This is a genomic window from Geotoga petraea, from assembly GCF_900102615.1.
Classification (GTDB): Bacteria; Thermotogota; Thermotogae; order Petrotogales; family Petrotogaceae; genus Geotoga; species Geotoga petraea.
Genome location: NZ_FMYV01000003.1, coordinates 167,891 through 192,010 on the forward strand (window position 1 = coordinate 167,891; position 24,120 = coordinate 192,010).

The 24,120-nt window shown below is 30.2% G+C and carries 24 protein-coding genes; 3 read left to right on the forward strand and 21 right to left on the reverse strand.

Features of this window, described 5'->3' with window-relative positions:
- Nucleotides 1-4 precede the first annotated feature (4 nt).
- The 6 genes from fabD to BLS00_RS04745 all read right to left on the reverse strand — a co-directional run bounded on the left by fabD (nucleotide 5) and on the right by BLS00_RS04745 (nucleotide 5,085).
- On the reverse strand, nucleotides 5-883 hold the full coding sequence (gene fabD, locus BLS00_RS04720; protein ID WP_091403230.1) for an ACP S-malonyltransferase: 879 nt from the start codon (nucleotides 881-883) through the stop codon (nucleotides 5-7).
- Entirely contained in the window at nucleotides 880-1,827 is a 948-nt protein-coding gene (locus tag BLS00_RS04725) for a nitronate monooxygenase (RefSeq protein WP_091403232.1), read from the reverse strand. Before BLS00_RS04725 ends, fabD begins: the two co-directional genes overlap by 4 nt.
- Nucleotides 1,828-1,835: 8 nt before the next feature.
- Entirely contained in the window at nucleotides 1,836-2,255 is a 420-nt protein-coding gene (fabZ, locus tag BLS00_RS04730) for a 3-hydroxyacyl-ACP dehydratase FabZ (RefSeq protein WP_091403362.1), read from the reverse strand.
- A 7-nt stretch (nucleotides 2,256-2,262) separates the two neighbouring features.
- The gene (locus BLS00_RS04735; protein ID WP_091403234.1) at nucleotides 2,263-3,105 is read right to left on the reverse strand and encodes a DegV family protein; all 843 of its coding nucleotides are present in this window, start codon (nucleotides 3,103-3,105) and stop codon (nucleotides 2,263-2,265) included.
- A gap of 33 nt (nucleotides 3,106-3,138) precedes the next feature.
- Nucleotides 3,139-4,371: a beta-ketoacyl-ACP synthase II gene (gene fabF / locus BLS00_RS04740; RefSeq protein WP_091403236.1), complete on the reverse strand. Its 1,233-nt coding sequence runs from the start codon at nucleotides 4,369-4,371 to the stop codon at nucleotides 3,139-3,141.
- Nucleotides 4,372-4,437: 66 nt separating this feature from the next.
- Nucleotides 4,438-5,085 (reverse strand): TetR/AcrR family transcriptional regulator, encoded by a 648-nt coding sequence (locus tag BLS00_RS04745; RefSeq protein ID WP_091403237.1) that lies wholly within the window; start codon nucleotides 5,083-5,085, stop codon nucleotides 4,438-4,440.
- A 250-nt stretch (nucleotides 5,086-5,335) separates the two neighbouring features.
- On the opposite strand from BLS00_RS04745, the gene BLS00_RS04750 reads away from it, so the two are divergent.
- On the forward strand, nucleotides 5,336-6,505 hold the full coding sequence (locus BLS00_RS04750; RefSeq protein WP_091403239.1) for a type III PLP-dependent enzyme: 1,170 nt from the start codon (nucleotides 5,336-5,338) through the stop codon (nucleotides 6,503-6,505).
- Between the two features lie 25 nt (nucleotides 6,506-6,530).
- On the opposite strand, the gene BLS00_RS04755 is transcribed toward BLS00_RS04750, so the two are convergent.
- The 6 genes from BLS00_RS04755 to BLS00_RS04780 all read right to left on the reverse strand — a co-directional run bounded on the left by BLS00_RS04755 (nucleotide 6,531) and on the right by BLS00_RS04780 (nucleotide 11,779).
- Nucleotides 6,531-6,848 (reverse strand): DUF2442 domain-containing protein, encoded by a 318-nt coding sequence (locus BLS00_RS04755; RefSeq protein WP_091403241.1) that lies wholly within the window; start codon nucleotides 6,846-6,848, stop codon nucleotides 6,531-6,533.
- Nucleotides 6,849-6,867: 19 nt separating this feature from the next.
- Nucleotides 6,868-7,128: a DUF4160 domain-containing protein gene (locus BLS00_RS04760; RefSeq protein WP_091403242.1), complete on the reverse strand. Its 261-nt coding sequence runs from the start codon at nucleotides 7,126-7,128 to the stop codon at nucleotides 6,868-6,870.
- A gap of 49 nt (nucleotides 7,129-7,177) precedes the next feature.
- A complete protein-coding gene (locus tag BLS00_RS04765) occupies nucleotides 7,178-7,735 on the reverse strand; it encodes a sugar O-acetyltransferase (protein WP_091403244.1) in 558 nt (185 codons plus the stop codon).
- Between the two features lie 146 nt (nucleotides 7,736-7,881).
- On the reverse strand, nucleotides 7,882-9,273 hold the full coding sequence (locus BLS00_RS04770; protein WP_091403245.1) for a tyrosine-protein phosphatase: 1,392 nt from the start codon (nucleotides 9,271-9,273) through the stop codon (nucleotides 7,882-7,884).
- Nucleotides 9,274-9,508: 235 nt separating this feature from the next.
- A complete protein-coding gene (locus tag BLS00_RS04775; protein ID WP_091403247.1) occupies nucleotides 9,509-10,870 on the reverse strand; it encodes an aldehyde dehydrogenase in 1,362 nt (453 codons plus the stop codon).
- A gap of 12 nt (nucleotides 10,871-10,882) precedes the next feature.
- On the reverse strand, nucleotides 10,883-11,779 hold the full coding sequence (locus BLS00_RS04780) for an alpha/beta hydrolase (protein ID WP_167848920.1): 897 nt from the start codon (nucleotides 11,777-11,779) through the stop codon (nucleotides 10,883-10,885).
- A gap of 209 nt (nucleotides 11,780-11,988) precedes the next feature.
- On the opposite strand from BLS00_RS04780, the gene BLS00_RS04785 reads away from it, so the two are divergent.
- Nucleotides 11,989-13,659, forward strand: coding sequence for a DEAD/DEAH box helicase (locus BLS00_RS04785; protein WP_091403251.1), 1,671 nt, complete (start codon nucleotides 11,989-11,991; stop codon nucleotides 13,657-13,659).
- 40 nt (nucleotides 13,660-13,699) lie between these two features.
- On the opposite strand, the gene BLS00_RS04790 is transcribed toward BLS00_RS04785, so the two are convergent.
- Nucleotides 13,700-14,359 (reverse strand): HAD family hydrolase, encoded by a 660-nt coding sequence (locus tag BLS00_RS04790; protein ID WP_091403253.1) that lies wholly within the window; start codon nucleotides 14,357-14,359, stop codon nucleotides 13,700-13,702.
- 10 nt (nucleotides 14,360-14,369) lie between these two features.
- The gene (gene ftsH / locus BLS00_RS04795; protein ID WP_091403254.1) at nucleotides 14,370-16,232 is read right to left on the reverse strand and encodes an ATP-dependent zinc metalloprotease FtsH; all 1,863 of its coding nucleotides are present in this window, start codon (nucleotides 16,230-16,232) and stop codon (nucleotides 14,370-14,372) included.
- 189 nt (nucleotides 16,233-16,421) lie between these two features.
- On the opposite strand from ftsH, the gene BLS00_RS04800 reads away from it, so the two are divergent.
- Nucleotides 16,422-18,098 carry an HD domain-containing phosphohydrolase gene (locus BLS00_RS04800; protein WP_091403256.1) on the forward strand — a complete coding sequence of 559 codons (1,677 nt, stop codon included), beginning with the start codon at nucleotides 16,422-16,424 and terminating at the stop codon, nucleotides 18,096-18,098.
- 23 nt (nucleotides 18,099-18,121) lie between these two features.
- Here BLS00_RS04800 and BLS00_RS04805 read toward each other — a convergent pair whose 3' ends face one another.
- From BLS00_RS04805 to BLS00_RS04835, 7 genes are all read right to left on the reverse strand, one after another.
- On the reverse strand, nucleotides 18,122-18,901 hold the full coding sequence (locus BLS00_RS04805) for a metal ABC transporter permease (RefSeq protein ID WP_244885736.1): 780 nt from the start codon (nucleotides 18,899-18,901) through the stop codon (nucleotides 18,122-18,124).
- Between the two features lie 19 nt (nucleotides 18,902-18,920).
- Nucleotides 18,921-19,658 carry a metal ABC transporter ATP-binding protein gene (locus BLS00_RS04810; RefSeq protein ID WP_240724307.1) on the reverse strand — a complete coding sequence of 246 codons (738 nt, stop codon included), beginning with the start codon at nucleotides 19,656-19,658 and terminating at the stop codon, nucleotides 18,921-18,923.
- On the reverse strand, nucleotides 19,642-20,034 hold the full coding sequence (locus tag BLS00_RS04815) for a Fur family transcriptional regulator (RefSeq protein ID WP_091403257.1): 393 nt from the start codon (nucleotides 20,032-20,034) through the stop codon (nucleotides 19,642-19,644). The genes BLS00_RS04810 and BLS00_RS04815 overlap by 17 nt, the downstream gene beginning before the upstream one ends.
- A 10-nt stretch (nucleotides 20,035-20,044) precedes the next feature.
- Nucleotides 20,045-20,425 carry a NusG domain II-containing protein gene (locus tag BLS00_RS04820; protein WP_091403258.1) on the reverse strand — a complete coding sequence of 127 codons (381 nt, stop codon included), beginning with the start codon at nucleotides 20,423-20,425 and terminating at the stop codon, nucleotides 20,045-20,047.
- A gap of 19 nt (nucleotides 20,426-20,444) precedes the next feature.
- Entirely contained in the window at nucleotides 20,445-21,323 is an 879-nt protein-coding gene (locus tag BLS00_RS04825; protein WP_091403260.1) for a metal ABC transporter substrate-binding protein, read from the reverse strand.
- A gap of 149 nt (nucleotides 21,324-21,472) precedes the next feature.
- Entirely contained in the window at nucleotides 21,473-23,200 is a 1,728-nt protein-coding gene (locus BLS00_RS04830) for an ABC transporter ATP-binding protein (protein ID WP_091403261.1), read from the reverse strand.
- Nucleotides 23,201-23,298: 98 nt separating this feature from the next.
- Nucleotides 23,299-24,117, reverse strand: coding sequence for a GNAT family N-acetyltransferase (locus tag BLS00_RS04835; RefSeq protein WP_091403263.1), 819 nt, complete (start codon nucleotides 24,115-24,117; stop codon nucleotides 23,299-23,301).
- Between the last annotated feature and the right edge of the window lie 3 nt (nucleotides 24,118-24,120).

Genomic DNA, 24,120 nt, shown 5'->3' on the forward strand with positions numbered 1-24,120 from the left:
ACTCCTAAACACTTAATAATTCGAGATCTTTAATGATGCTTTTGTTCAATTTTGTCAATACTTTTGTAGGTCCTATTTCTACTATTGTTTTTATATTCATTCTGTCCATAAGCTCAATTGTTTCAACCCATCTAACAGATGATGTTATTTGTTGTATTATATTTTCTTTTATTTCTCTTGGATTTGTTTCAACTTTTGCAGTATAATTTTGAATTATAGGTATTTTTGGCTGACTAAATTCAACATTTTCCAAATATTCTCTCATTCTTATTTTTGCATTTTGAATAAGGGGAGAGTGAAAAGGACCACTAACATTAAGCGGTATGACTCTTTTAGCACCTTTATCTTTTAAAAGTTGAATGCTTTGTTCTATTTCAGAAGTTTTTCCGCTTATTACAATTTGGTTAAGAGAATTATGATTTGCAACTACGACATTAGGTAAATTTTCTAAAGCACTTCTTATTGAATCAGCATCTAAACCTAAAACTGCGGCCATTGTTCCTTCGCCAGGTTTACAAGATTCACTCATATATTTCCCTCGTATATGTACGGCTTTTAAAGCCTCCTCGTAACTAATAACTCCAGCAACCACTAATGCCGTCCATTCTCCTAACGAATGACCTGCTAGAACTTCAATGTTTTCTTCGTTTTCTTCCATATATTTTTTGTATTTCATATAACTTATAGCTAATATAGCTGGCTGTGCATTTTCAGATAAAGTTAAAGTTTCTAAGTCATCACCAAATATTATAGATTTTAAATCATATCCCAATGTTTCATTAGCTATATTTAAATATTTTTCATATTCTGGATTTTCTTCAATAAGCTCTTTCCCCATGTTCAATTTTTGAGAACCTTGTCCAGGAAAAACTAATGCTTTCATTGTAAGTTCACCTCCAAAAATGTTTTCAACTTTTCATCTATTTTTGTAAACATGTCAGTTATAACTTCTTCAACAGTTTTTATGTCACCAACAAGACCTGTTGATTGGCCAGCCATGAAAGCAGCATTATCATTATCGCCCTCAAGGAAAGCTCTTTTTAAACTACCAAGCATCATTTCTTCAGCTTCTTCAGCTGATCCAACTTCTGCTTTTATAACGTTTTTCATAAATTTATTTTTAAGACTTCTTGCAGGATGTCCTAATTTAGCCCCTGCTATTAAAGTATCTCTTATTCCTGATTTAACAACTTTATTTTTATAATTTTCATCTGCTTCGCTCTCTACTGTTGCAATAAACCTTGTTCCCATTTGAATTCCTTCTGCTCCAAGCATGAAAGAAGCCAAAGCTCCCCTATAATCAGCAATTCCTCCTGCTGCTATGACGGGTACTGATAACATTTCAGTCAATTTAGGTATAAGTACCATTGTAGTTACATCTCCAATATGTCCACCACATTCCATACCTTCACCTATTATTGCATCAATACCTTTTTTTTCAAGTCTTAAAGCCAAATTTTCTGACGAAACAACTGCAGCAACTTTTATCCCCGCTTTTTTTAATTTATCTATGTATTTTCCAGGATTTCCAGCTGCTAAAATTGCCACAGGTACTTTTTCTTTTATTAAAAGATCTATAATTTCTTCAACAAATGGATTGAGCATTATAACATTTACAGCAAATGGTTTGTCTGTAAGTGTTTTTATTCTTTTGATTTCTTTTTCTAATATTTCAGGAGTCATGCTTCCTGAACCAATTGTACCAAGGCCTCCAGCATTTGAAACTGCTGCAGCTAATTTTGCAGTTCCTACCCAAGCCATTCCGCCTTCAATTAATGGATATTTAATTCCAAATAATTTTGTTATTCTATTATTTTCATAATTCATTTGATTCCCTACCTTTTAATTCCTGCCATTATTTCTGCCTTAGCAGCTAATTTTTCTCTAACATAAACTTTTGCTTCGAGTTTATATACTTCCTTTTTTGATTGTAATAATTTAACTTTATATATAATTCTATCTCCCGGTCTAATTTCTCTTTTAAATCTCGCATGGTCTATTCCCATGAAAATTGGTAATACATTTTGGTCCTTCATATCTTTCATAAGTAATATTCCAGCTGCTTGCGCCATACCCTCTACTATAAGTACTCCAGGCATGATAGGGTACATCGGAAAATGTCCTTGAAAATAAGGTTCGTTAATGCTAACGTTTTTCTCTGCTACTATGTAATCTTCTCCCATTTCAGACACACTTTCAACTAATAAAAAAGGAGATCTATGGGGAAGTATTTCCATTATTTGATCTATATTCATAACCATTTTAATTCCTCCAAACTGCTATTATTCCACCAGAATTCGGTCCTAAATGATTTCCAATGATAATATCAATATATGATGATTCAATTAATTTTTCATCAACTCCATAATTAATCAATTCTTCTTTTATTTTATCTGCTATTTTTAAACTGTCTGTATGAGCTACCATTAAATGTTCTAGCTTATTTAAACTATCTCTCATAGCCATTTTAACCATTTCTTTATAAAGTTTTTTTTGCCCTCTAATACTTTTAACTGGTTCTAATTTCCCTTCGTATAATCTCAAGAGTGGGCTCATATTTAAAATATTACCCATCATAGTTTTGGCTTTACCTATTCTTCCACCTTTATATAGATAATTTAAATCTCCAACACTAAAATAGGTATCAACTTTTTTATGATAATTTTCTGCAAACTTAACTATTTCATTGATATCCTTGCCTTCATCGATCATTTTTTTAACATCCATAACTAAAAATCTAAGGCCAAAGGTAGTTAGTTTTGATTCAACAACTATTACTTCACCATCATCAACCATGTTTGAAGCTATTTTAGCCGAGTTATAAGTCCCAGATAACTCGGATGAAATATGAAGAGATATTATTTTGTCATAATTATCAAGCATTTCTGTATAAATTTTTTCAAAATCTTTAACAGATGGCTGAGAAGTTTTTGGGATATATTCTATATTCTTTATTTCTTCATAAAATTCTTCAACGTCTTTTTCAGAAGCCTTATAAAAATTATCTCCATTATTTACATATAGTGAAACCAACCCTATATCATTTTCTTCAATATATTTTTTATCTAAATTTGCTGTATTATCAGTAACGATTCCTATTTTCATATAATCACCTCATTATAAGTTAACCCCAAAAATTTATTTTTTCCTATATACTAAACATGCATTATGACCGCCAAAACCAAAAGAGTTTTTAAGAATATATTTTATATCTGCATTAATTGTTTTATTTGGAATATTTAGCCCAATAAACTCATCATCTCTTTCAAATAAATTAGGCATTCCATGAGCAAACCCATTTTCTGATTCTATTATTGAAGCCACTAATTCGTTCGCTCCTGCAGCTCCCAAAGAATGTCCAAAAAGTGTTTTGTTAGATTGAATAATTGAGTTGTTTATAGAATCTCCCATAACGTCCCTTAATGCTTTTATTTCTGACTGGTCTCCCACAGGAGTGCTTGTTGCATGTGCGTTTATCAAATCAATTTGTTCTGGGGTAATTCCTGCCATTTCTATTGCTTGCTTCATAGCTTTTGCTGCGCCTTTTCCTTCTGGATCAGATTTGCTTATATGATAAGCGTCTCCTGACATACCAAATCCTTCAATGTAACCGTAGATTTTTGCGCCTCTTGCTAAAGCATGTTCTTCTGATTCTAATATCAGTGTTGAAGAACCCTCTCCCATTACAAATCCATCTCTATTTTTATCAAATGGGCGTGAGGCTGTTTTTGGGTCGTCATTCCTTTGAGATAATGCGGTCATGTTTGCAAATGCCGCAATTGGCATAGGATCTATACAAGCTTCTGTCCCTCCAGCTAAAGCAACATCGATATAACCATGTTTAATCATCATAGTTGCGTTTATTATTGCGTGTACTGCTGAAGCGCAAGCACTCATCGTAGAGTAATTTGGACCTTTAATACCATTTTCAATTGAAACAACACCACTTGCCATATCTGCAATCATCATAGGTATTAAAAAAGGAGAAACTGATTTTGGTCCTCTACTATGTAATTTTTCAAATTCAACATTTAGCGTTTTAAAACCACCAATTCCAGAAGCGATTAAAACTGCAGCGTTCTCTTTCCAGTCTCCTTCTTCTGGTAATTTTGAATCTTCTAAAGCCTGTTGGGAAGAAACCATTGCAAATTGTAAAACTCTATCATATCTTCTTGCTTTCTTTTTATCCATATACTGTTTAGGGTCAAAATCTTTTACTTCTGCAGCTATGGATACTTTATGTTCAGAAGTATCAAACTGTGTTATTTTGTCTATGCCAATTTTCATTTCTTTTAAAGAATTTACCATTTCATCTTTATTTTTAGCTATCGCATTGATAGTACCAATACCTGTCACTACTACTTTTTTCATTTAATGACCTCCTAAATTCTAAATAATGACCACTGGTCATTTAATCTCATAAAAAATACTCTAAGTTTAATTTGTTTTTTGTAGAGTTTTTTGAGTTATTTCTATATAGTAATTAAGAATGTCTAATGGTTTAGCACCACTCCAATTTTTAAATAGAACTTCTCTCAATTTTACCTGTTGAACCAATCCTGTTGTTTGACTCCACAAAACCATAGCAAATTTTTCTGGATCAATGTCTTCTCTTATGCTTTTATCTTTGATTCCCAATTGAATTAGTTTTTTAAGGTGATCAAAGAGTTGTTCGCTTTTACTGTATGAAAGTTTAACCAGTGGGTCTTCAGTACTTAACTTTGCTTTTTGCCCTTCGTAATTGGCAATAAGAGAATAATAATCAGGGTAATTGTTAGAAAATTCAATATAAGCTTTCCCCATAGAAACTACTTTTTCTAACCCGTTTTTGGCTTTAGAAACATTATTTTTTATAATATCTTCAATAATATCCAACGCTTTTAAAACTACTGAAATATCCAACGCTTTTAAAACTACTGAAAAATATAAATCTTTTTTACTCGAAAAATAAAGATATAAAGTACCTTTTGCAATTCCAGCATTTTTTGCAATTTTTGACATAGAAACTTCTTCATAATTATTTTCAAAAAAAAGCTTCTCTGCAGCCTCTATTATTTTTTTGTACTTGTCCTCTTTATTATTCATAAAATCACCTTTCTAAAAAATATGACCACTGGTCATTTTGAGTCAAATGAATTATAACACACAAAAATTAAGAATGTCAAATGCTACACCGTGTATATAAATCTTTACATGTGATGTATGTATTATTAACTTTTTGATATTTTTCTTGTTACTTTATTTCTGTTAAATATAGACTAGTTATCGAAATAATCCTTCTTTAAAAAGTTTAAATTAGATAACTATAAATTAAAATTAGAAGGAGGTAGTAATTATGAAAATTACGCCATTAGTAAGACAAGCAGCCGAAATTTTAGATACTCCATTTTTAGCCTTGGACCTAAATTATGTAGAAAATAATTACAAAAGTTTAAAAAATTCCATTAATAATGTAGATGTTTATTATGCAGTTAAAGCAAATTCCCATACAAAGATATTGTCGTTGTTAAAAGATTTAGGAAGTTCTTTTGATGCTGCATCAAAAGGAGAAATAGATAAATTATTATCTTTAGGGGTTGATCCTAATAATATTAGTTTTGGTAATACAATCAAAAAAGAATCAGATATAAAATATGCTTGGGAAAATGGTATAACAATGTTTGCTGTAGATTCTGAAATGGAAGTAGAAAAAATTGCAAGAAATGCTCCTGGAGCCAAAGTGTATGGAAGAATTTCAACAAGTTCAAATGATGCGGACTGGCCTTTGTCTGATAAATTTGGTACTGATGTGGATCATGTAATTTCTATATTAGAATATGCTCATAGAAAAGGTTTATCAGCATATGGGGTTTCATTTCATGTAGGTTCTCAATCTTACAACAAATATAAATGGAAAGAAGCAATTCTTAATGCAAGCGAAGTATTTGAAAAATTAGCTTTAAAAGGAATTCATCTTAAATTATTAAATTTGGGTGGAGGTATGCCCGTTCAACACGTTAAACCCATTCCAGAGGTAAAAGAAATTGGAGAAGTTATTAACGAATCTATCAAAGAATATTTATATTGGGTAGATGGTTTAAAAGTAATAACAGAACCAGGTAGATCAATGGTAGGAAATGCGGGTATTATGGCTTCAAGAGTCCTTTTAAGAAGCAGAAAAGGAACAAAAACCTGGGTTTACCTCGACGTTGGAGTATTCCACGGATTGATGGAAACAATTGAAAACTTTAGATATGAAGTTGTTGTAGATAGAAAAGAAAATCATGAAACAATGGAGATGACTTTAGCTGGCCCTTCTTGCGATAGTGTTGATACTATATACGATGAAGTAGAATTACCAGTTGATGTGGGATACAACGATGTTGTATACTTTATGAATACAGGTGCTTACACCATAGAATATGCATCCCCACATTTTAACGGGATTACACCACCTGAAGTTTTCACAATAGAAGAATTACAAGAAGCAGTAGATAAAAAATTAGCTATAATGGCTCAACAATAATAAAACTCCTCGAAAGAGGAGTTTTTTAATTGTCGATTTTTTTTGATTCCAAATAAATGGAGTCTTTACAAATGTCAACTTTTTTATTTAGTTCTCTTTGTGATTCTTCGTTTAACCATGCTATATTACCATGTTCATCAATGAATACTTTTTTAAAATTATCAATATTTTTTAAAAATCCGAAAACCCCGAATAAATTGTTAGACATATCATAAATTCTTCTTTCATTGTTATCAAAAATAATTTCAAGAGTATAATTTTCTTTTGGAAGAACTTTCTTTATTTTTCTTGGGCCATTTTTAAAATATTTTTCTACATCTTCTGGAATATTTTGTGTTTTCATTATTTCTCACCACCTTTAATTATTTTAAAGGATCAATAGGAAATAGTTCTTTTTGTTGTTGAGCAAGATACCACTCTTCATTTAATTCTTCTTGATGTAACGCAGCCCATCCATAAATCATTTTTAATTGTTTGTTAGGCATATCACCATTAATAATTTCTATATCTTCAATAGAAATAATACAGTTAAATTCACCATATTCACAATGAAAATGTGGAGGTAAATGATCTCTATAGTTAATATATATTTTAATTCCTCTAAACATACATATAGTTGGCATTTTTAAACCTCTTTTATTTAATAATTTTATATTCTAATTATACCATATATTATATTTTTTTAATTATTTTTGCTGGGTTACCACCAATTACAACATCATCTGGGAAGTCTTTTGTAACTACAGCTCCAGAGGCTATTACAACATTGTTACCTATTGTAATTCCAGGATTTATAATAGCTCCCCCGCCAATCCAGACGTTATCGCCAATGGTTATTGGTGCTGCAAGCTCTCTTCCAGAATTTCTTTCTTTTGCATTTAAAGGATGATAAGCAGTATATATTTGAACTTTTGGAGCTATCATACAATTGTCTCCAATTTTTACCTTAGCACAGTCTAAAATTACACAGTCGTAATTCATATAAAAATTTTCTCCTACTTCTATATTAAATCCATAATCAACTTTTAAAGAAGGTTCGATATAAATACTCTTTCCAGTTTTTCCAAAAAGTTCTTTCAACAATTGTTTTCGGTATTTTCCGTCTTCTTCTGTAGTTTGGTTAAAAAGACGAGTTAGTTTCCTCGCATTTTGTCTGGATTTCACTAAAAAATCATCTAATGGGTCATACATTCTGTTATTAATCATATTTTCGTATTCAGTCATATCCATGTTACTTCCTCCTATTTATATAAAATGCATTGGTTTTTACCTATTTTAGATTTTAACAATGTTTTTAACTTCAACCTCATCATCTTCCAACAGAAATCTTTGATTTCTTCTCTTCCATCCTTTAACAGAAATCATGAAGATGATTTCTAATACGCCTTTTGAACTAAAACAAATTTTTTTCTAATTGAGTTCAAAATATCTTGTGAAACACTACAGTAGTCTCTTAAATAATTTTCGCTTCCACCGTATTTTTGATTGATGGTATCTATTAACATATCTATCAGTATTTCAGAACTGTCTTGATAAGAAGACATAAAATCTTTTTTTATAACTCTTTTTTCAACTCCTAAAAAATCCAGTAAAATAGCTATTATTAAACCTGTTCTATCTTTTCCACTTTCACAGTGAATAATCATTCTATCTTTATCAGCGTTGTTGAAATGATTTTCAAAGAGAACTTTTATAGATTTTTTTTGAGTATTGAGAAATTCGTCAAAACCATTTTTTATAATATTATTTCTAAAAATTTTATTTACAGAAAAATTACTAATTGGGATGTTAATGACGTACTTTTTTTTAAAATCATCCGAATAAAAAGTGTTTCTTTTTTCTTTGTACAAAGCTAATTCTTCTTCATCTCTAAGATCAACTATTTTAGTAATATCATTATTTTTCATAAATTCTTCTATATCTTCTTCTTTGTATCTTTCAAGAGAAGCCGATCTATAAACAAGGCCTTCGTTCAATATAACTTTTTCAGAATCATTGTTCGCTATTTTTGAAATGTCTCTTAAATTAAAAAAATAAGGATATTTTTTGTTTATAGATAATAATACCGATTTTACTTTTTTATAATCTTGATCTTTTTCGTTTAAAAATTTGATAAATATTTCAGACAATTTTTTTATCTTTTTCATCATTTTATTTGGGTTTAAATTTGAAGATAAGTTAACCAATATTTCTAAATCTTTTCGTGCTGGATGATTTGAAGAATACCAAATTTTGCTTTGTTCTGTTGAGTCATATATTCCTTTCATATCAAATAAAGTGTATAACAATTCATTAAAATTTTTATAGGCTTTTATAAAATCACCGAGATAAAAGTGGGTGTAAAAATCATCATAATTTTTTATAAAGTTGTTTATAAAGTTGCTTTTTATGTTTTGCGTTTCATAATTTTTTCGAACCAAAACAGATTTATCCCAATTAATACCTCTTTTTTCTAATATTTCTTTGTCTTTTTCTATGGTAAAAGGTTTTTTGATTTTAAAATCAATTTTTAAACTATTTTTTGTATAGAAAGATGACTGTTTTTCTTCCAAGATTTCGTATTTTACATCGAAATAGTTATGAACCAAATTTTTAAAAAGTTCTATTTTTTCGATATGGTCGTCTTTTTCAGAATAAAATATTACAAATAAATTAGAAAAAATATCTGGGTTATAGTTAAAATCACCATATGCAAGTAATATAGCTAAATCATCGTATTTTTTAAAGTTGTTTTTAACGCTATCTATAAAATCGTCATTAATTTTCATTAAAAGCACCCCCACGAAAAAAAGTTTACATTTATAACATTATATCATTTATTAATGGATTCTCTTTTAGAGAACCCATTAATAAATGTATATTTTATCCTTTTTTAGATCAAATTTTTCAATTTCAGTGGGTCTTTATTAAATTTAGTTATCATTAAATTCTTAAAAGTCTTTTAAAGTTTTACATAATTTTATTTGATTGTGATATTCTTTTCAGCGGTATTTTAAAATTTGTTTATTTAAATATTTTTTTTAACAACCATAAGCTCTTATAAGGGGGATACCTGAATTTTAAATCAGGCCAAAATGATTTTTTCAAAACACTTTTTTTATGAGAAAATGTTTCAAAAGAGTATTTTCCGTGATATTGACCTATTCCAGAATCACCAACGCCGCCAAAAGGAAGCTCAATATTTCCTATGTGCATTAAGGTGTCGTTAAAAGTTCCGCCACCAAAACTTATCTCTTTATTTACCTTATCTTGTAATTTTCTATCCTTAGAAAATAAATAAAGTGCAAGGGGTTTTGGTCTACTTTTTACAAAATCGATAACTTCGTCTATGTCCTCATACCCGTAAATTGGTAAAATAGGGCCAAAAATCTCTTCCTGCATTACTTTAGAATTTTTATCTGGTGAATCTAACAAAGTGGGCTGTATGTATTTATCTTTTCTTAGATGTTCTCCACCATACAAGATTTCCTGATTCTCTATTAAACTTACTAATCTATCGAAATGTTTTTCAGTGATTATCGATGGATAGTATTGAGATTTTTTTGGGTCTTCTTTGTAGAAATCGTTTATAGTTTTAATAATTTCTTCTATTAATTGATTTTTAATATTATTATGTATAAACAGATAATCAGGAGCTATGCAAGTCTGCCCAGCGTTAATAAACTTACCCCAAACAATTCTTTTTGCAGTAGTTGATAAGTTTACAGTATCATCTACTATACAAGGACTCTTACCTCCAAGTTCAAGGGTGACAGGAGTTAAGTTTTTTGATGCTGCTTCCATAACTTTTTGGCCTACAACCGTACTACCAGTAAAAAATATATAATCAAATTTTTTTTCTAAAAGTTCTTTTGCAACACCTGCTTCGCCTTGAAAAACATGCAAATAATTTTCATCAAAATTTTCATTTATTATTTTTGCGAGAGCTTCTGACATATTTGGAGAATGTTCGGAGACTTTTACAGCTGTACAATTTCCAGCTGCTATGGAACCGATTATGGGAGAAACGGTAAGTTGAAAAGGATAATTCCATGGTGAAATTACCAAAGAAACCCCATATGGTTCGTAATTTACATAGCTTTTACCATAAAAGTTTATAACAGACGTTCTAACTTTTTTTGGTTTAGACCATTTTTTTAGCTTTTTTATAATATAAGACAACTCTTTTATTACAAAACCTATTTCAGTTTCAAATGATTCAAAAAAAGACTTGTTTAGATCTCTTTTTAAAGCTGTCATAAGATATTCTTCATTTTCTAATATGATTTTTTTCAATTTTTTTAATTGCTCAATTCTAAAATCTACATCTTTTGTGTTGTTATCATTAAAAAATCGTTTCATTGAATTTATTTTTTCAGAAATCATAATATCCCCCCATTATTTTTCGATTTCATCTAAAAAATCACTCACCACTTTTCTATATTGTTCTGGATTTTCATTATAAGAACCTGCATGTGGAGCATTTGGCATTAGAAAAAGCTTGCTATTTGGTTTTAAATTGTGCATTTCTTCACTCATTTTACAAGGTATATAGTCATCTTTCTTTCCGTGTATAAAAAGAATAGGCGCTTTTATCTTGTCCAAAATATTCTTGGGAGATGCTTCTTTAAAATCGAACCCATATTTGGTTGTAATATATAATTCTGCCAAATTTAAAATTGGAAAAGGGGGTAGCTTAAAATCTTTTTTTAATCTAAATTCTAATAGTTCTTTCAAATCAGAAAAAGGGCAATCAGCAATTATGAATTCCAAATAGTCGTCAAGTGCACCATATTGTAAAACAGTAGCAGCACCCATAGATTCTCCGTGTAATCCAATTTTGTGTTCTTTACCTTTTCTATTTCTAACCCAATTTACAACGTCTTTCATCTCATAGCTTTCAAAAAAACCTAAAGATACAAATTTACCCGAACTTTTTCCATGATAAGGATGATCATACATCATAATATTATATCCCCTATCATAAAATTGTTTTGCATATTTCATATCTCCCCATAAAGTCCAAGTTATTCCATGCCCAAAAACGACAGTTTTATCTGTGTCTTGATCTATAAAAATACAATGTATATTATTTCCACGCCAAGATTCTATATAAAACTCTTCTTTTTCAACATTTTCTACCCAACTTTTATCAATAGAGTCATTTTCAAAAATATATTCTCTTGTATAATCATAATCCTTAGTTCTTGGTTTCACAACTTTATTTGCAAGAAAAATAGTAAGAATATAAATCATCAAACCAATAAAAATAATTGTTATTATGGCAGTTAACATATTTTGTCCTCCTTTACTACAACTAAAAATGCGTATTATATTTCTATTATACATTATATATAATTTTTAATGCAATGATCATTAAAAAGATTGCATTATTCATTTATAATGAAATATAGTAAGTTATGCCCGTTCACAATTGATTAAAGTAATATTTATATTGTTTTGTTATAATTGATTGTAATTCAATTTAAGTAAGGAGTTAAAGCATGATTAAATTTGAGGAATTAGGTTTAAGTAAAGAAACGTTAAGTGCGTTAAAAAAGAAAGGTTTTGAAGAGCCTACGCCGATTCAGGAAAAAACTATCCCTATCTTGATGAACGAAGATAAAGATGTTATCGGACAGGCTCAAACAGGTACTGGGAAAACAGCAGCCTTTGGTATTCCCATAATTGAAGATTTAGAACATAGTAAAAGTAGAGATGTTCAAGCTTTAATTTTAGCACCTACAAGAGAGTTAGCTGTTCAGGTAGCAGAAGAAATCAATTCGTTAAAAGGTAGCAGAAATCTTTTTGTTCTTCCTGTTTATGGTGGAGCTTCAATAGACCATCAAATAAGAGGCCTTAAAAGAGGTGCTGACATAGTAGTCGGTACTCCTGGAAGAGTCATAGACCATATAAATAGAGGGACATTAAAGTTAAACAGCCTTAAATACATGATTTTGGATGAAGCAGATGAAATGTTGAACATGGGATTTATTGAAGATGTGGAAAAAATCCTTGCAGAAACAAATCAAAATAAAAAGATGCTTTTATTTTCTGCTACAATGCCAAAAAAGATTTTGAATTTGGCAAAAAGATTCATGAAAAATTACGAAATTGTTACTGTGGAAGAAGAGAATTTAACTACAGATCTTACAGATCAGATTTATTTTGAAGTTAGAAATTCAGATAAGTTTGAATCTCTTTGTAGAATTATTGATGTTGAAAAAGAGTTTTATGGGCTTGTTTTCTGTAGAACAAAAGTAAACGTTGAGAATGTAGCCAACAAATTGATTGACAGAGGTTATAGTGCAGAAGCATTACACGGGGATATTTCTCAATATCAAAGAGAAAGAATCTTGAGAAAATTTAAATCTCAAAATATCAACATATTGGTTGCTACTGATGTTGCTGCAAGAGGGATAGACATAAACAACTTAACACATGTAATAAACTATTCTCTACCACAAAATCCTGAATCTTATGTTCACAGAATAGGTAGAACAGGTAGAGCAGGACAAGAAGGCACAGCTATCACTTTTGTTACTCCAGAAGAGTATAGAAAACTTGCATTCATAAAAAGATATGCTCAAACAGAAATCAGAAAAGAAAAGATACCTGAAATTAAAGACATTATTTCAATTAAAAAACAAAGAATTCAAGATGAACTGAAAGATATCGTTGCCAAAAATGATTACGAAGAGTATATGGATTTAGCAAAAGAAATGATTAAAGAAAATTCTCCAGAAGAGGCAATAGCAGCTCTTATAAAATTATCTTTTAGTGATGAACTTTCTGAAGAAGGATACAATGAAATAAAAGAAGTTAACATTGATAAAAGTGGGAAAACCAGATTATTTGTTGCTTTGGGTAGAGAAAAAGGTTACAACCCTAAGAAGTTGGCTGAATACATCGAAAAAGAAACAAAAGTTGATCAAAAGAAAATACGAGACATTAAAATAATGGACAATTTTTCTTTTGTTACAGTTCCTTTTGAAGAAGCAGAAATAATATTGGGAACTTTCCAAAAACAAAAAAGAGGAAGAAAATCTCTTGTTGAAAAAGCTAAACCAAGAAGCGGTGGAAACAATGAAAATAGGGGAAGTAGAAGCAATAGAAGCAACAAGAACTATAAAAAAGATAATGCCAGGAGAAGTTACAAAAATAAAAGAAATTAATAAACAAAACGCTGAAGTTTCAAAAACTTCAGCGTTTTTTCTATATGAACAAACTTTTCAATAAATCATAATTTAATACATCAAATTTATTTATCACGATATCTGCTTTTGTAAGATCTTGTCCATGTGAGTCTGGGTTATTGAACCCAATGCACTTAGCACCAGCCTTTTTTGCGGCTTTTATACCATTTGTAGAATCTTCTATAACTAAACAGTTTTTAATATTAACTTTTAGCTTTTTTGCAGCATAAATAAAAATATCAGGGTTAGGCTTACCTTTTTCAACTTCTTCTCCACTTACCAAAATATCAAAATATTGGCATAAATCAAATCCCTTTATAACTGTTTCTATTAAATCTTTGGAAGATGAAGAAGCCACAGCTGTTTTTATGTTTTTGTCTTTTAACTCTTCCAAAATCTTTCTTATTCCAGGGATTTCATTCCCATTCATATTTTTTCTTATAAAATCGTGGGTATGCTTCCTGTGTTTATCTGTCAGTGTATCAAGGTTTTCGTTTAAATCATATTTATCTCTTAGATCTTCCCACATTTTTTCTGTGGAAATACCAATATAATTACTATATTCATTCATGGGTACTGAAAAGCCAAGTTTATCGAATAGTTGTTGGTTCGCTTCGTAATGTAATGGCTCAGAATTTATAATAACTCCATCCATATCAAAAATAACTGCTTCAAGCATTATTATTCACCTATCCATTTTGATTTTCTTTAACAAAGTTTTTTAATTCATCAATGTCTTTTCTCATCAATTCTTTAAATAAATCTCCAGATATTTTTTCGTTGTTAAAAAGATAAGTAGCCATAATTTCCAATCTTTCTTTATTTTTTTGAAGTATTTCTTTAGCCTTGTTATATGCATTGAAAATGATGCTTTTTATTTCATTATCAATAGCTCTTGAAGTTTCCTCTGAAAAGGTTTTGCTCCTTGTCATATCTCTACCTAAGAAAACTTCATCATTTTCATCTTGCCAGACAGAAGGACCCAATTTGCTACTCATACCCAAAGAATAGATCATTTTTTTTGCCATATCGGTAGCCCTTTTGATATCATCTGAAGCTCCTGTTGTAATTTTTTCAAAAATCAATTCTTCAGCAGCTCTTCCACCTAAGGCAAAAGAAATTCTATCCACAATTTCCGATTTTGAGTTCAAGAATTTGTCTTCTTCAGGGATTAAAAGTGTGTATCCAAGTGCTGAATTACCTCTTGGAACAATGGTAATTTTCTGTACAGGGTCCAAATTATCTAAATAATAGCCCATGAAAGCATGGCCAAGTTCGTGATAAGAAAGAATTTTTCTTTCATCTTCGGATATTACTCTTGACTTTCTTGCCGGGCCGGCTATAACTCTTTCTACTGCTTCTTCAAAATCTTCCATGGTCATGTGATTATGTTTTTCTCTTAAAGCTAACAAAGCTGCTTCGTTGACCAAGTTTTCCAAGTCAGCACCAACAAACCCTGGGGTTTTTGCAGCCAATTTTTCTGGGTTGACATCACTTGAAATCTTTTTTCCTTTCAAATGAAGTTTCAATATTTCTTCTCTTCCTTTTTTATCTGGAGCATCGATTACTATTTTTTTATCAAATCTACCAGGCCTTAAAAGAGCCTTGTCCAAAACATCTGGTCTATTTGTAGCCGCCATTACTATAACGTTTGTATCGTTATCGAAACCATCCATTTCTACCAATAAAGAGTTAAGTGTTTGCTCTCTTTCGTCGTTTCCGCCTCCGAGGCCTGCACCTCTTTGCCTTCCAACTGCATCAAGTTCATCTATAAAAATTATAGAAGGAGCTTCTTCTTTTGCCTTTTTAAAGAGATCTCTAACCCTTGAAGCACCAACTCCAACATACAATTCAACAAAATCAGAACCACTCATGTAAAAGAAAGGAACATTTGCTTCTCCCGCTACAGCTCTTGCAGTAAGAGTTTTACCTGTTCCAGGAGGTCCAACCAAAATAACCCCCTTGGGCATACGTGCTCCGATTTCTAAAAATTCTTTTGGGTCTTTTAAATACTTTACTATACTTTGAAGTTCTTCTTTTACTTCATCAATACCAGCAACGTTATCAAAAGTAATTTTATTTTTCTTTGGATCATATTTTCTGGCTGTTGTTTTTCCAAATGGCATTCCAGAAGTTCCGCCAGCTCCTCCATTCATCATAGGTCTTAAAAGCCAAAACCAGAACAATATGATTATCACAATTGGTAATAAAGAACCTAAAAGGCTGAACCACCAATTTGATGCTAAACTTTTTATATATATTATTTCAACTCCATTTTGTGCAATTTGGTTTATATACTGCTTATCAACAACTAAAGGTGGAGCATACGACTTTATTTGTACTCCTTCAGTGGTTGTCAGGGTTATATTGCCACCACTTTCAATAGTCATCCTTTGAATTTGTCCATCTTCAATCAAATTAATTAGTTGAGAATAATCTATTTGCCTTGGCCCTGTGGTATTCATCTGTGATATAGAAAAGAAAAATATTACCGCTAAAATTAAATATATCCAAAAAACACCAATATTAGAAGTTCTTTTACCATTAGCCATCTATTCGACCTCCTGTTTGATATCTATAATACAATTATATCAGTATATCAGATAAAATCAAAAAATATTCATATAATTATATCTTTATAACCTTTTAAAAAGATTAAAATAAGTTTATAAAATTTTAAAACAATAGACTAAAATAAAAAGTATAATTTAAATGAGTGATTTGAAAAAGGAGATAACAAAATGGATTATTTTTGGATAAACATATTAATTCTTTCAACTTTTATTTTTATAGTTTTAATGATGATTGTTTTTATTTTAAAGCTTAGGAAAAACAACCAAAACATTAATGAGTCGAAAAAACGATATAAAAATCTTTTTAATTCAATACCAGTAGCTATTTTTGTATGGGGAAAAGATTTAAAAGTTTTAGATTGGAATAAACATGCAGAATATATTTTTGGTTATAAAAAAGAAGAAATAATAGGTAAAAATTATTTTGATTTTATTGTTCCAGAAGATTTAAGAAAAGATGTGGATAAAGTAACTTCGAAAATACTAGATATGAATAGGGTGAAAAACGTAAGTGAAAATATAACAAAAGATGGAAGAAGAATTCTTTGTGAATGGGATGTTATAGTAGAAAAAGATGAAAAAGGGAATTTTTATCGTGCAATTTCAATGGCTCAAGATGTTACTGAGAAAACAAAATATCAGCAAGAATTGAAAAAAACAGTTGAAAAATTATCTGAAACTAATGAAGAATTGTACAGTTCAAATGAAGAATTAGAAGAATCTTATAAAATAATAGAAAATCAATCTGATCAAATGAGAGAGATGATAGAGCTGTTCAACAGATTCGATCAAACAGATATGTCTTTAGATCAATTCTACAGCGAAATCCTTTTGGTGGCTATGGATGTTATGACTGAGGCAGATTATGGATCTATATCAATTATTGAAAAAGATAAATGGGAGTTTATAGCAAGTTCAGGACATAATTTAGAAAAGTTGAGAGAACTCGAATTGCACAAAAAAGATTCAATAATAGTCAGTAGCCCTACTATTATAAAAGATATAAAAAAAGAGAACATGAAAAGATTTAACGATGCTCAAAGGCGTATTTTCGAAGAAGCCACTCGTGATATAAAAGAATCTCTCATTATTTCTGTTCCCATAGATGACGATATATATTTGAATATAGCCATAGATATTGCAGCAGAAAGTAAGAAGGGTTTTAACGATAATAGTATAATGCTTTTTCAAGCTTTCAAAAATATAGCAAGTACATATCTTAAGAACAAAGTTTATTCAAAAAAGATAATAGATTCTTATTTAGACTTTTCAAAAAAACTTGCTACGATTGCTGAAGCACATGACGATATTACAGGGAAACATATTAATAGAGTAGGTGAATTATCAGCTTTCTTTGCAGAAAAATTAGGTTATAAAAAAAGTTTTGTTGATAGGATCAGAAATGAAGCGCCACTTCACGATATTGGAAAGATATTTGTAGATAAAGCTATTTTAGATAAAAAAGGCCCGTTGACAGATGAAGAATGGGAGATCATGAAAAAACATACAGTTCTATCTGGTAGGCTTCTTTCTGAGGACTTTTTTAGATTGGCTAAAAAAATAGCCTATTACCACCATGAAAAATGGGATGGATCAGGTTATCCATTTGGAATGAAAGGTGATGAAATTCCTTTAGAAGCACAAATTGTTTCTCTTGTAGATGTTTACGATGCCTTAAGAGACGAAAGGCCTTATAAAAAGGCTTTCACACATCAACAAGCAGTTGATATAATCTCAAAAGGAGATGGAAGAACAAAACCTGAACATTTCAACCCAAAACTTTTGAAAATATTTTTGGAGTATGAAAAAGATATAGAAAAAATTTTCGACGATTTAAAAGAGTAGAAGCCTCGCTTCTACTCTTTAATTTATGCTTTTATCAATTTTTTAAGAAAGTAGTTTATCAAGAAAAATATGAATAGTAAAACAACTATCGATGGCCCAGATGGTATATCAAGGTAATAGGAGAAGTATATTCCCAAAAACGAGCTTAGTAAACCGAAAATGGAACTAATGATGACCATTTGATTTATAGATTTTGCCCAAAGCTTTGCTATAACTCCTGGGGTTATAAGCATGGAAGTAACCAAAATTATTCCTATGATTTTTACTGATGTAACAACAACAAGAGCAACCGCTATTAAAAATAAAAATCTGATTAGTTCAGTTGGTACTCCGTAAATTTTAGCCATTCTTTCATTGTAGCTGAAATATTTTAGCTCTTTGTTGAAAATTGTTATAAAAAATATGACCGACAATAAAATTATTCCCAAAGTGATGATATCCGTTAGATTGACCATCAAAATATCTCCAAAAAGATAACTTTCTATCTCTGGAGTATATCCCGGTTTTAAGTTCATAATAATTACACCCAATGCCATTGATAATGGAAAAAGCATTCCAATTAAGGAATTCTCACTTATCTTACCTTTTTTACCTACAAAATAAATAAAAACAGCAAATAATATCCCTGTTATAATACTCACTAAATTCATATTCCATCCAAAAAAAATCGCTACGGCTATTCCTCCAAAAGCAGTGTGGGCTGCACCATCACTTATGAATTCCATCTTTCTCAAAACGATGTAGTTCGAAAGAATGGAACAAGAAAGTCCCGAAAGAATTGATGCTATTAGTGCGTATAACATAAATTGATAAGACAGTATCTCAATCATTTCTATCAACAACTTTCACTTTGTTTTCTACATGTACAAGCATTTCCAAACTATCGGGGTATAAAATTTTGAGATCTTCAGCGGTCATTTCTTTTGTGCTTTTATGACAATGAAGGGTTTTGTTCAGACACATAACTCTGTTCGTCTTTTTAAACACCATTGATAGATCATGGCTCACGAGAATTATGGTCATGTTTTTTTCAGTTTGTAATCTTTCTAAAACTTTGTAAAACAATTCTTGGCCTTTTTTGTCAATGCCAGCTTCTGGTTCATCCAGAACCAATATATCTGGATCAAATATAACAGCTCTTGCAAGCATTAACCTTTGGTATTCACCGCCAGATAATTTCCCAACTTGTCTATCGAAAACGTACTCGATGTCTAATAGGTTTAACAATTCTTTAACTTTTTTTTTGTCTAAATCATCAAACCCTTTCAAAATCTTTTTATTTTTGTATAGGCCCATTAATACAACTTCTGAACCTGTTATTGGAAAATCTTTTTCAAAGTCATCATGTTGAGGAATATAACCTACCTTTCCGTTAATTGTAATTTTTCCAGTATATTCAAGTTCACCCAAAATACACTTTATAAGAGAAGATTTCCCAGCACCATTTGGACCTATTATTCCGACAAAATCTTTTTTATATATATCAAAATTGATGTCTTTTAAAATATGATTATTGTCTGATTTAAAATTTAGATTTTCTACTTTAATCATTTGCTTCATCATAATCTCTCCTATTTTTACAATCGTGGCATAATCCTTCAAAATAAAGAGTATGCGATTTCACTTCAAAGTCTAACTTTTTATTAATATGTTTTTTGAACTCTTCTTCAAAACATTTGTTTATTTTCTGAAATTTTTTACATTTAGTACAATAAACAAAATGGTAGTGACCTTTTGATGTGAAATAATATTTTATCTTGTCAGAAAACACTATAGACCTTAAAATAGCTTGTTCCTCAAAAAAATTCAAATTTCTGTATATAGTCGAAAGATCGTAATCTTCTTCGAGAATTTTGCTTAGTTGTTCTGCATTTAATGGCTTATCATTTTCATTAAATATTTTTAAAATGTCTCTTCTTGCCTTTGTCATTCTCATAAAAAACACCTCATTGAACTATCACGTCCACTTCTGATTCTTTTCCTCCAATTGGTTTTACAACTATAGAGTTTGGCATTGCTATTAGCTGTTGATTAGATTTATTGGTTGGCCCCATATGTTCAACTATTTTCAAAGGATTTTTTTCATCTGTGTCGACAACTTTTACAGTCCCATTCATAAAAACAACTTTCAGGTGATAGACTCCATTTTCATCGTAAACTGAATATGTGCCTTCTTCTGTTATGGTCATTATTTTTTCACCTTTTAAATAAACCTCTGCTCCTGTTATGCCTTCTTTTGAAAATGAATTGAAGAGCATAAAAATACCAGCTATTGCAAAGATAACTATTAGAATATAAATATCTCTTTTTTTTACAAAGTTAGGCATGATAAAACTCCTTTATAATTTATTGTTTTTTCAAAGATTCTAAGAATATAGAATTTATATTATTATAATAATCCATGATTGTTTCAGCTGTATTTGGATCACCTAAAGGATCAATCACTGCAATGTCTATGTTCAAAGTTTCTGCAATTGTTTTTGCAGCCCTATCTGACATTTGTGGTTCAACGAAAATAATCTTTACGTTATTTTCTTTTGCTTTATTTATGAGCTCTGCCAATTCTTTTGGTGAAGGGTTTTCTCCGGGTGAAGTTTGAACAACTCCCGCTATTTGTATACCATATTCTTCAGCGTAGTATGAAAAAGAGTTGTGGAATGTAAAAACAGATCCTGATAGTTTATGTTTTCTAAAATCTTGGTCTATAGCTTTTAGTTTTAATATAAGTGTTTTAGAATTTTGAATGTATTCTTCTTTTGATTGTGGGTTGACTTTTATCATTTTATCTGTTAATTCAGGGACAATATACTTATACATAAAAACCGGATTGATCCAAACATGTGGGTTAATTCCATGATCATGTTCATTTGTTTCTGATTTTTTGGGAGGGTAGTCTTCTTCAAAATTTTCAAAGTGTTCATGTAATACAACTTCTCCAGCATAAAAAATATCGATTTTATCACTGGATAAATTATCTAAGAATATTTCAGCATTCAAACCATTTACTACCAGCAAATCACTTTCATATATATTTTTAACGTCTGATGGTATAAGAGAATATGTATGAGGGGATTTCCCTTCTGGAATTATTAAATCTAAGTGATCTTCATCGGTCTTCAATTCTTTTAACACAAGGTAATAAGGATAAATTGAAGCTGTGAATTTAGCAGTAAAACTTGTTAAAGCTAAGATTGAAATGATTGATATCAACAAAAATTTTTTCATATTAGGCCTCCGTAAATGCAATTTATTTGTATTTGCAACTTGTTTGCATTTAATATTATAACAGATAATATATTAAGAAAAAATAAATTATCCGTTTAGAAATAAAAAACGAAGAAAGATATTTGCTTTCTCCGTTGGTATAAAATATATTAACTTAGCAATAAAGGCTCAAATTGTGCGTTATACAATGAATAGTAAGCACCTTTTTTGTTTATCAACTCTTCATGAGTTCCCTGCTCGACAATCCCCTTATCTGTGAGAACAATGATTCTTTTGGCATGCCTTATTGTTGCCAATCTATGGGCAATAATAAATGTGGTTCTATTTGTCGATAATCTTTCTATTGATTCTTGTATAATCATTTCACTGTAATTATCTAAAGAAGATGTGGCTTCGTCTAAAATAAGTATAGGAGGATTTTTTAAAAACATTCTGGCGATAGAAATTCTTTGTTTTTGCCCACCAGAAAGTTTAACTCCTTTCTCACCTATGTTTGTATCGTATCCATTGACCAATTTTGTTATAAAATCATGGGCGTTTGCAGCTTTTGCAGCATTAATCACTTCCTCATCAGTTGCATTGAATTTTCCATAAGCTATATTGTCCCTTATTGATCCCGAAAAAAGAAAGACATCTTGTTGTACTACACCAATGTTGTTTCTCAAAGAGTAGAGAGTGAAGTCTCTAACATCGGTTCCATCTATAGAGACTTTTCCTTCCGGCACATCGTAGAATCTTGGTATTAAAGAACAGAGTGTTGATTTACCAGCTCCAGATGGTCCTACTATGGCTACAGTCTCACCTTTTTTAACAGATAAAGAGATATTGTGTAAGACTTTTTCTCCTTCCTCGTATCTAAAGCCAACATTTTCAAATTTTACGTTACCATCTAATTTCCCAGCTTCTATTGCATCTGGTTTATCTTTAACTTCAGGGTCAATGTCCATAAGTTGTAAAAACCTTCTAAACCCAGCTCCACCTTGTTGGTACATTTCAACAAATCTAAGTAAAATGTTCAAAGGTTCTAAAAACTGGGTAACAAACAAAGAGTAAGCAAAGAAATCTCCAATATTTATTTGTTCGTTGTATACGAAGATACCACCAGCCAAAAGCATTATTACTATTGCCAGATTTGAAAGAAATTTGGTTTGAGAGTAGAAAACTCCCAGATGTTTAAAAGCCTTTGATCTAGCTTCTTTAAATCTTTCATTCCCCTTGTTGAATTCTTTTATTTCGTGTTCTTCATTGGTAAAAGATTTTACTACCCTTATACCAGATAATGATTCTTCTATTCTTGCGTTTACATCAGCAATTTTTTCTTTTGCTTCTCTGAAAGCTGCTTCTAACTTATTGTTAAATATATACATATAAATGAACATAAAAGGAACAATTGAAAATGTGATTAAAGTTAGTGGTACGTTTATAGTTAACAAAAGTATAAAAGCCCCTATTATTCTTACTAAAGAAATGAATAAATCTTCTGGCCCATGATGGGCTACTTCAGCTATTTCTTGTAAGTCCGTTATAATACGTGACATAAGATGCCCAACTTTTGTGTTACTGTAATAGTTAAAATCCAGCTTTTGTAGATGGATAAACAAGTTTTTTCTCATATCAGCTTGCATTCTCACACCCATTACATGCCCCCAATAATTAACTATATATTGAAAAATCATCATCAAAAAATAAACTCCCAATAGAATTACTGAAAGCCAGATTATCATTCCCAAATCTTTATTTGGTATAGCATCGTTGATGACCTTTCTTGTAATCATTGGGTAGACAAGGCTGAGTCCAGCAAGTGAAAAAGCCGAGAACATGTCTAAAATAAATAGTTTTATATGGTTTTTATAGAATTCAATAAATCTTTTTAACATTTTTTACCCCCGTTCATAAAATATGGTTAACTTCCCTTACCATTCTATCATAAAATTAAATTGATGCCTATCATTTATAAGCATCAATTTAATTTTAATTAACCATTTAATTTTTTATAATAAGACAAAATGGTCTCAGAATCTTCAAAACCTATTTTTTGATACAAGTTTTGAGAAATTAGATTTTTAGCGTTTACTGTCAAATATACCCTTTCTGTGTTAGTGTTCTCAAAAAGGTGTTTTATTGTATATATCAAAAGATTTTTTCTTATGTTTCTGTTTCTAAAATCGCCTTCAACTTCAAAATTTTCTATATAAGCGGCCTTACCTTTTTTTCTATAAGAAATATGAGCGATGATTTCATCATCTTTTTTGTAATAAAATACCTTATCGTAATTTCCAAAGTCTATGTCATTGAAAGATTCGTTGTTGCTTGGTTTGTATTCCTTTACATATTCAAAGTCTTTTTCTTCGAGGTCGTCAAATTTATCTTTGTCTAAATATATCTTTTTTTGGGATATTTTCATTTTAAATTTATTAGAGCTACAGAATTTTTTTAGATTTTTGTTTTCTTTATAAAATTTTATATTTAACTTTTTGTAATATTCTTTGTTTATAGATTTCATAAAAGTAGTAAACAATTTATCGTTTTTTCTTCCCCAATAGATCTCATCAATTATTGGACCTATCAATTGAATAGTCCCTTTATCTTCATCTTTTTCCCCAGAAATAAACCCAACTATGTTATTTTTGTCGATTAAAACAAAACTGTTGTTTTCGTCTAAATTTTGTAGTTGGTTAATTAGAGCACTGTAATCTTTTTCAAGATAGAAAACATTGTGCTCTTTTTTTGAATTGTATTCATTCAAAAATTTTGCCACAGGAACTAATAATTCTTGTTTTAATTTTTCGATCATTTG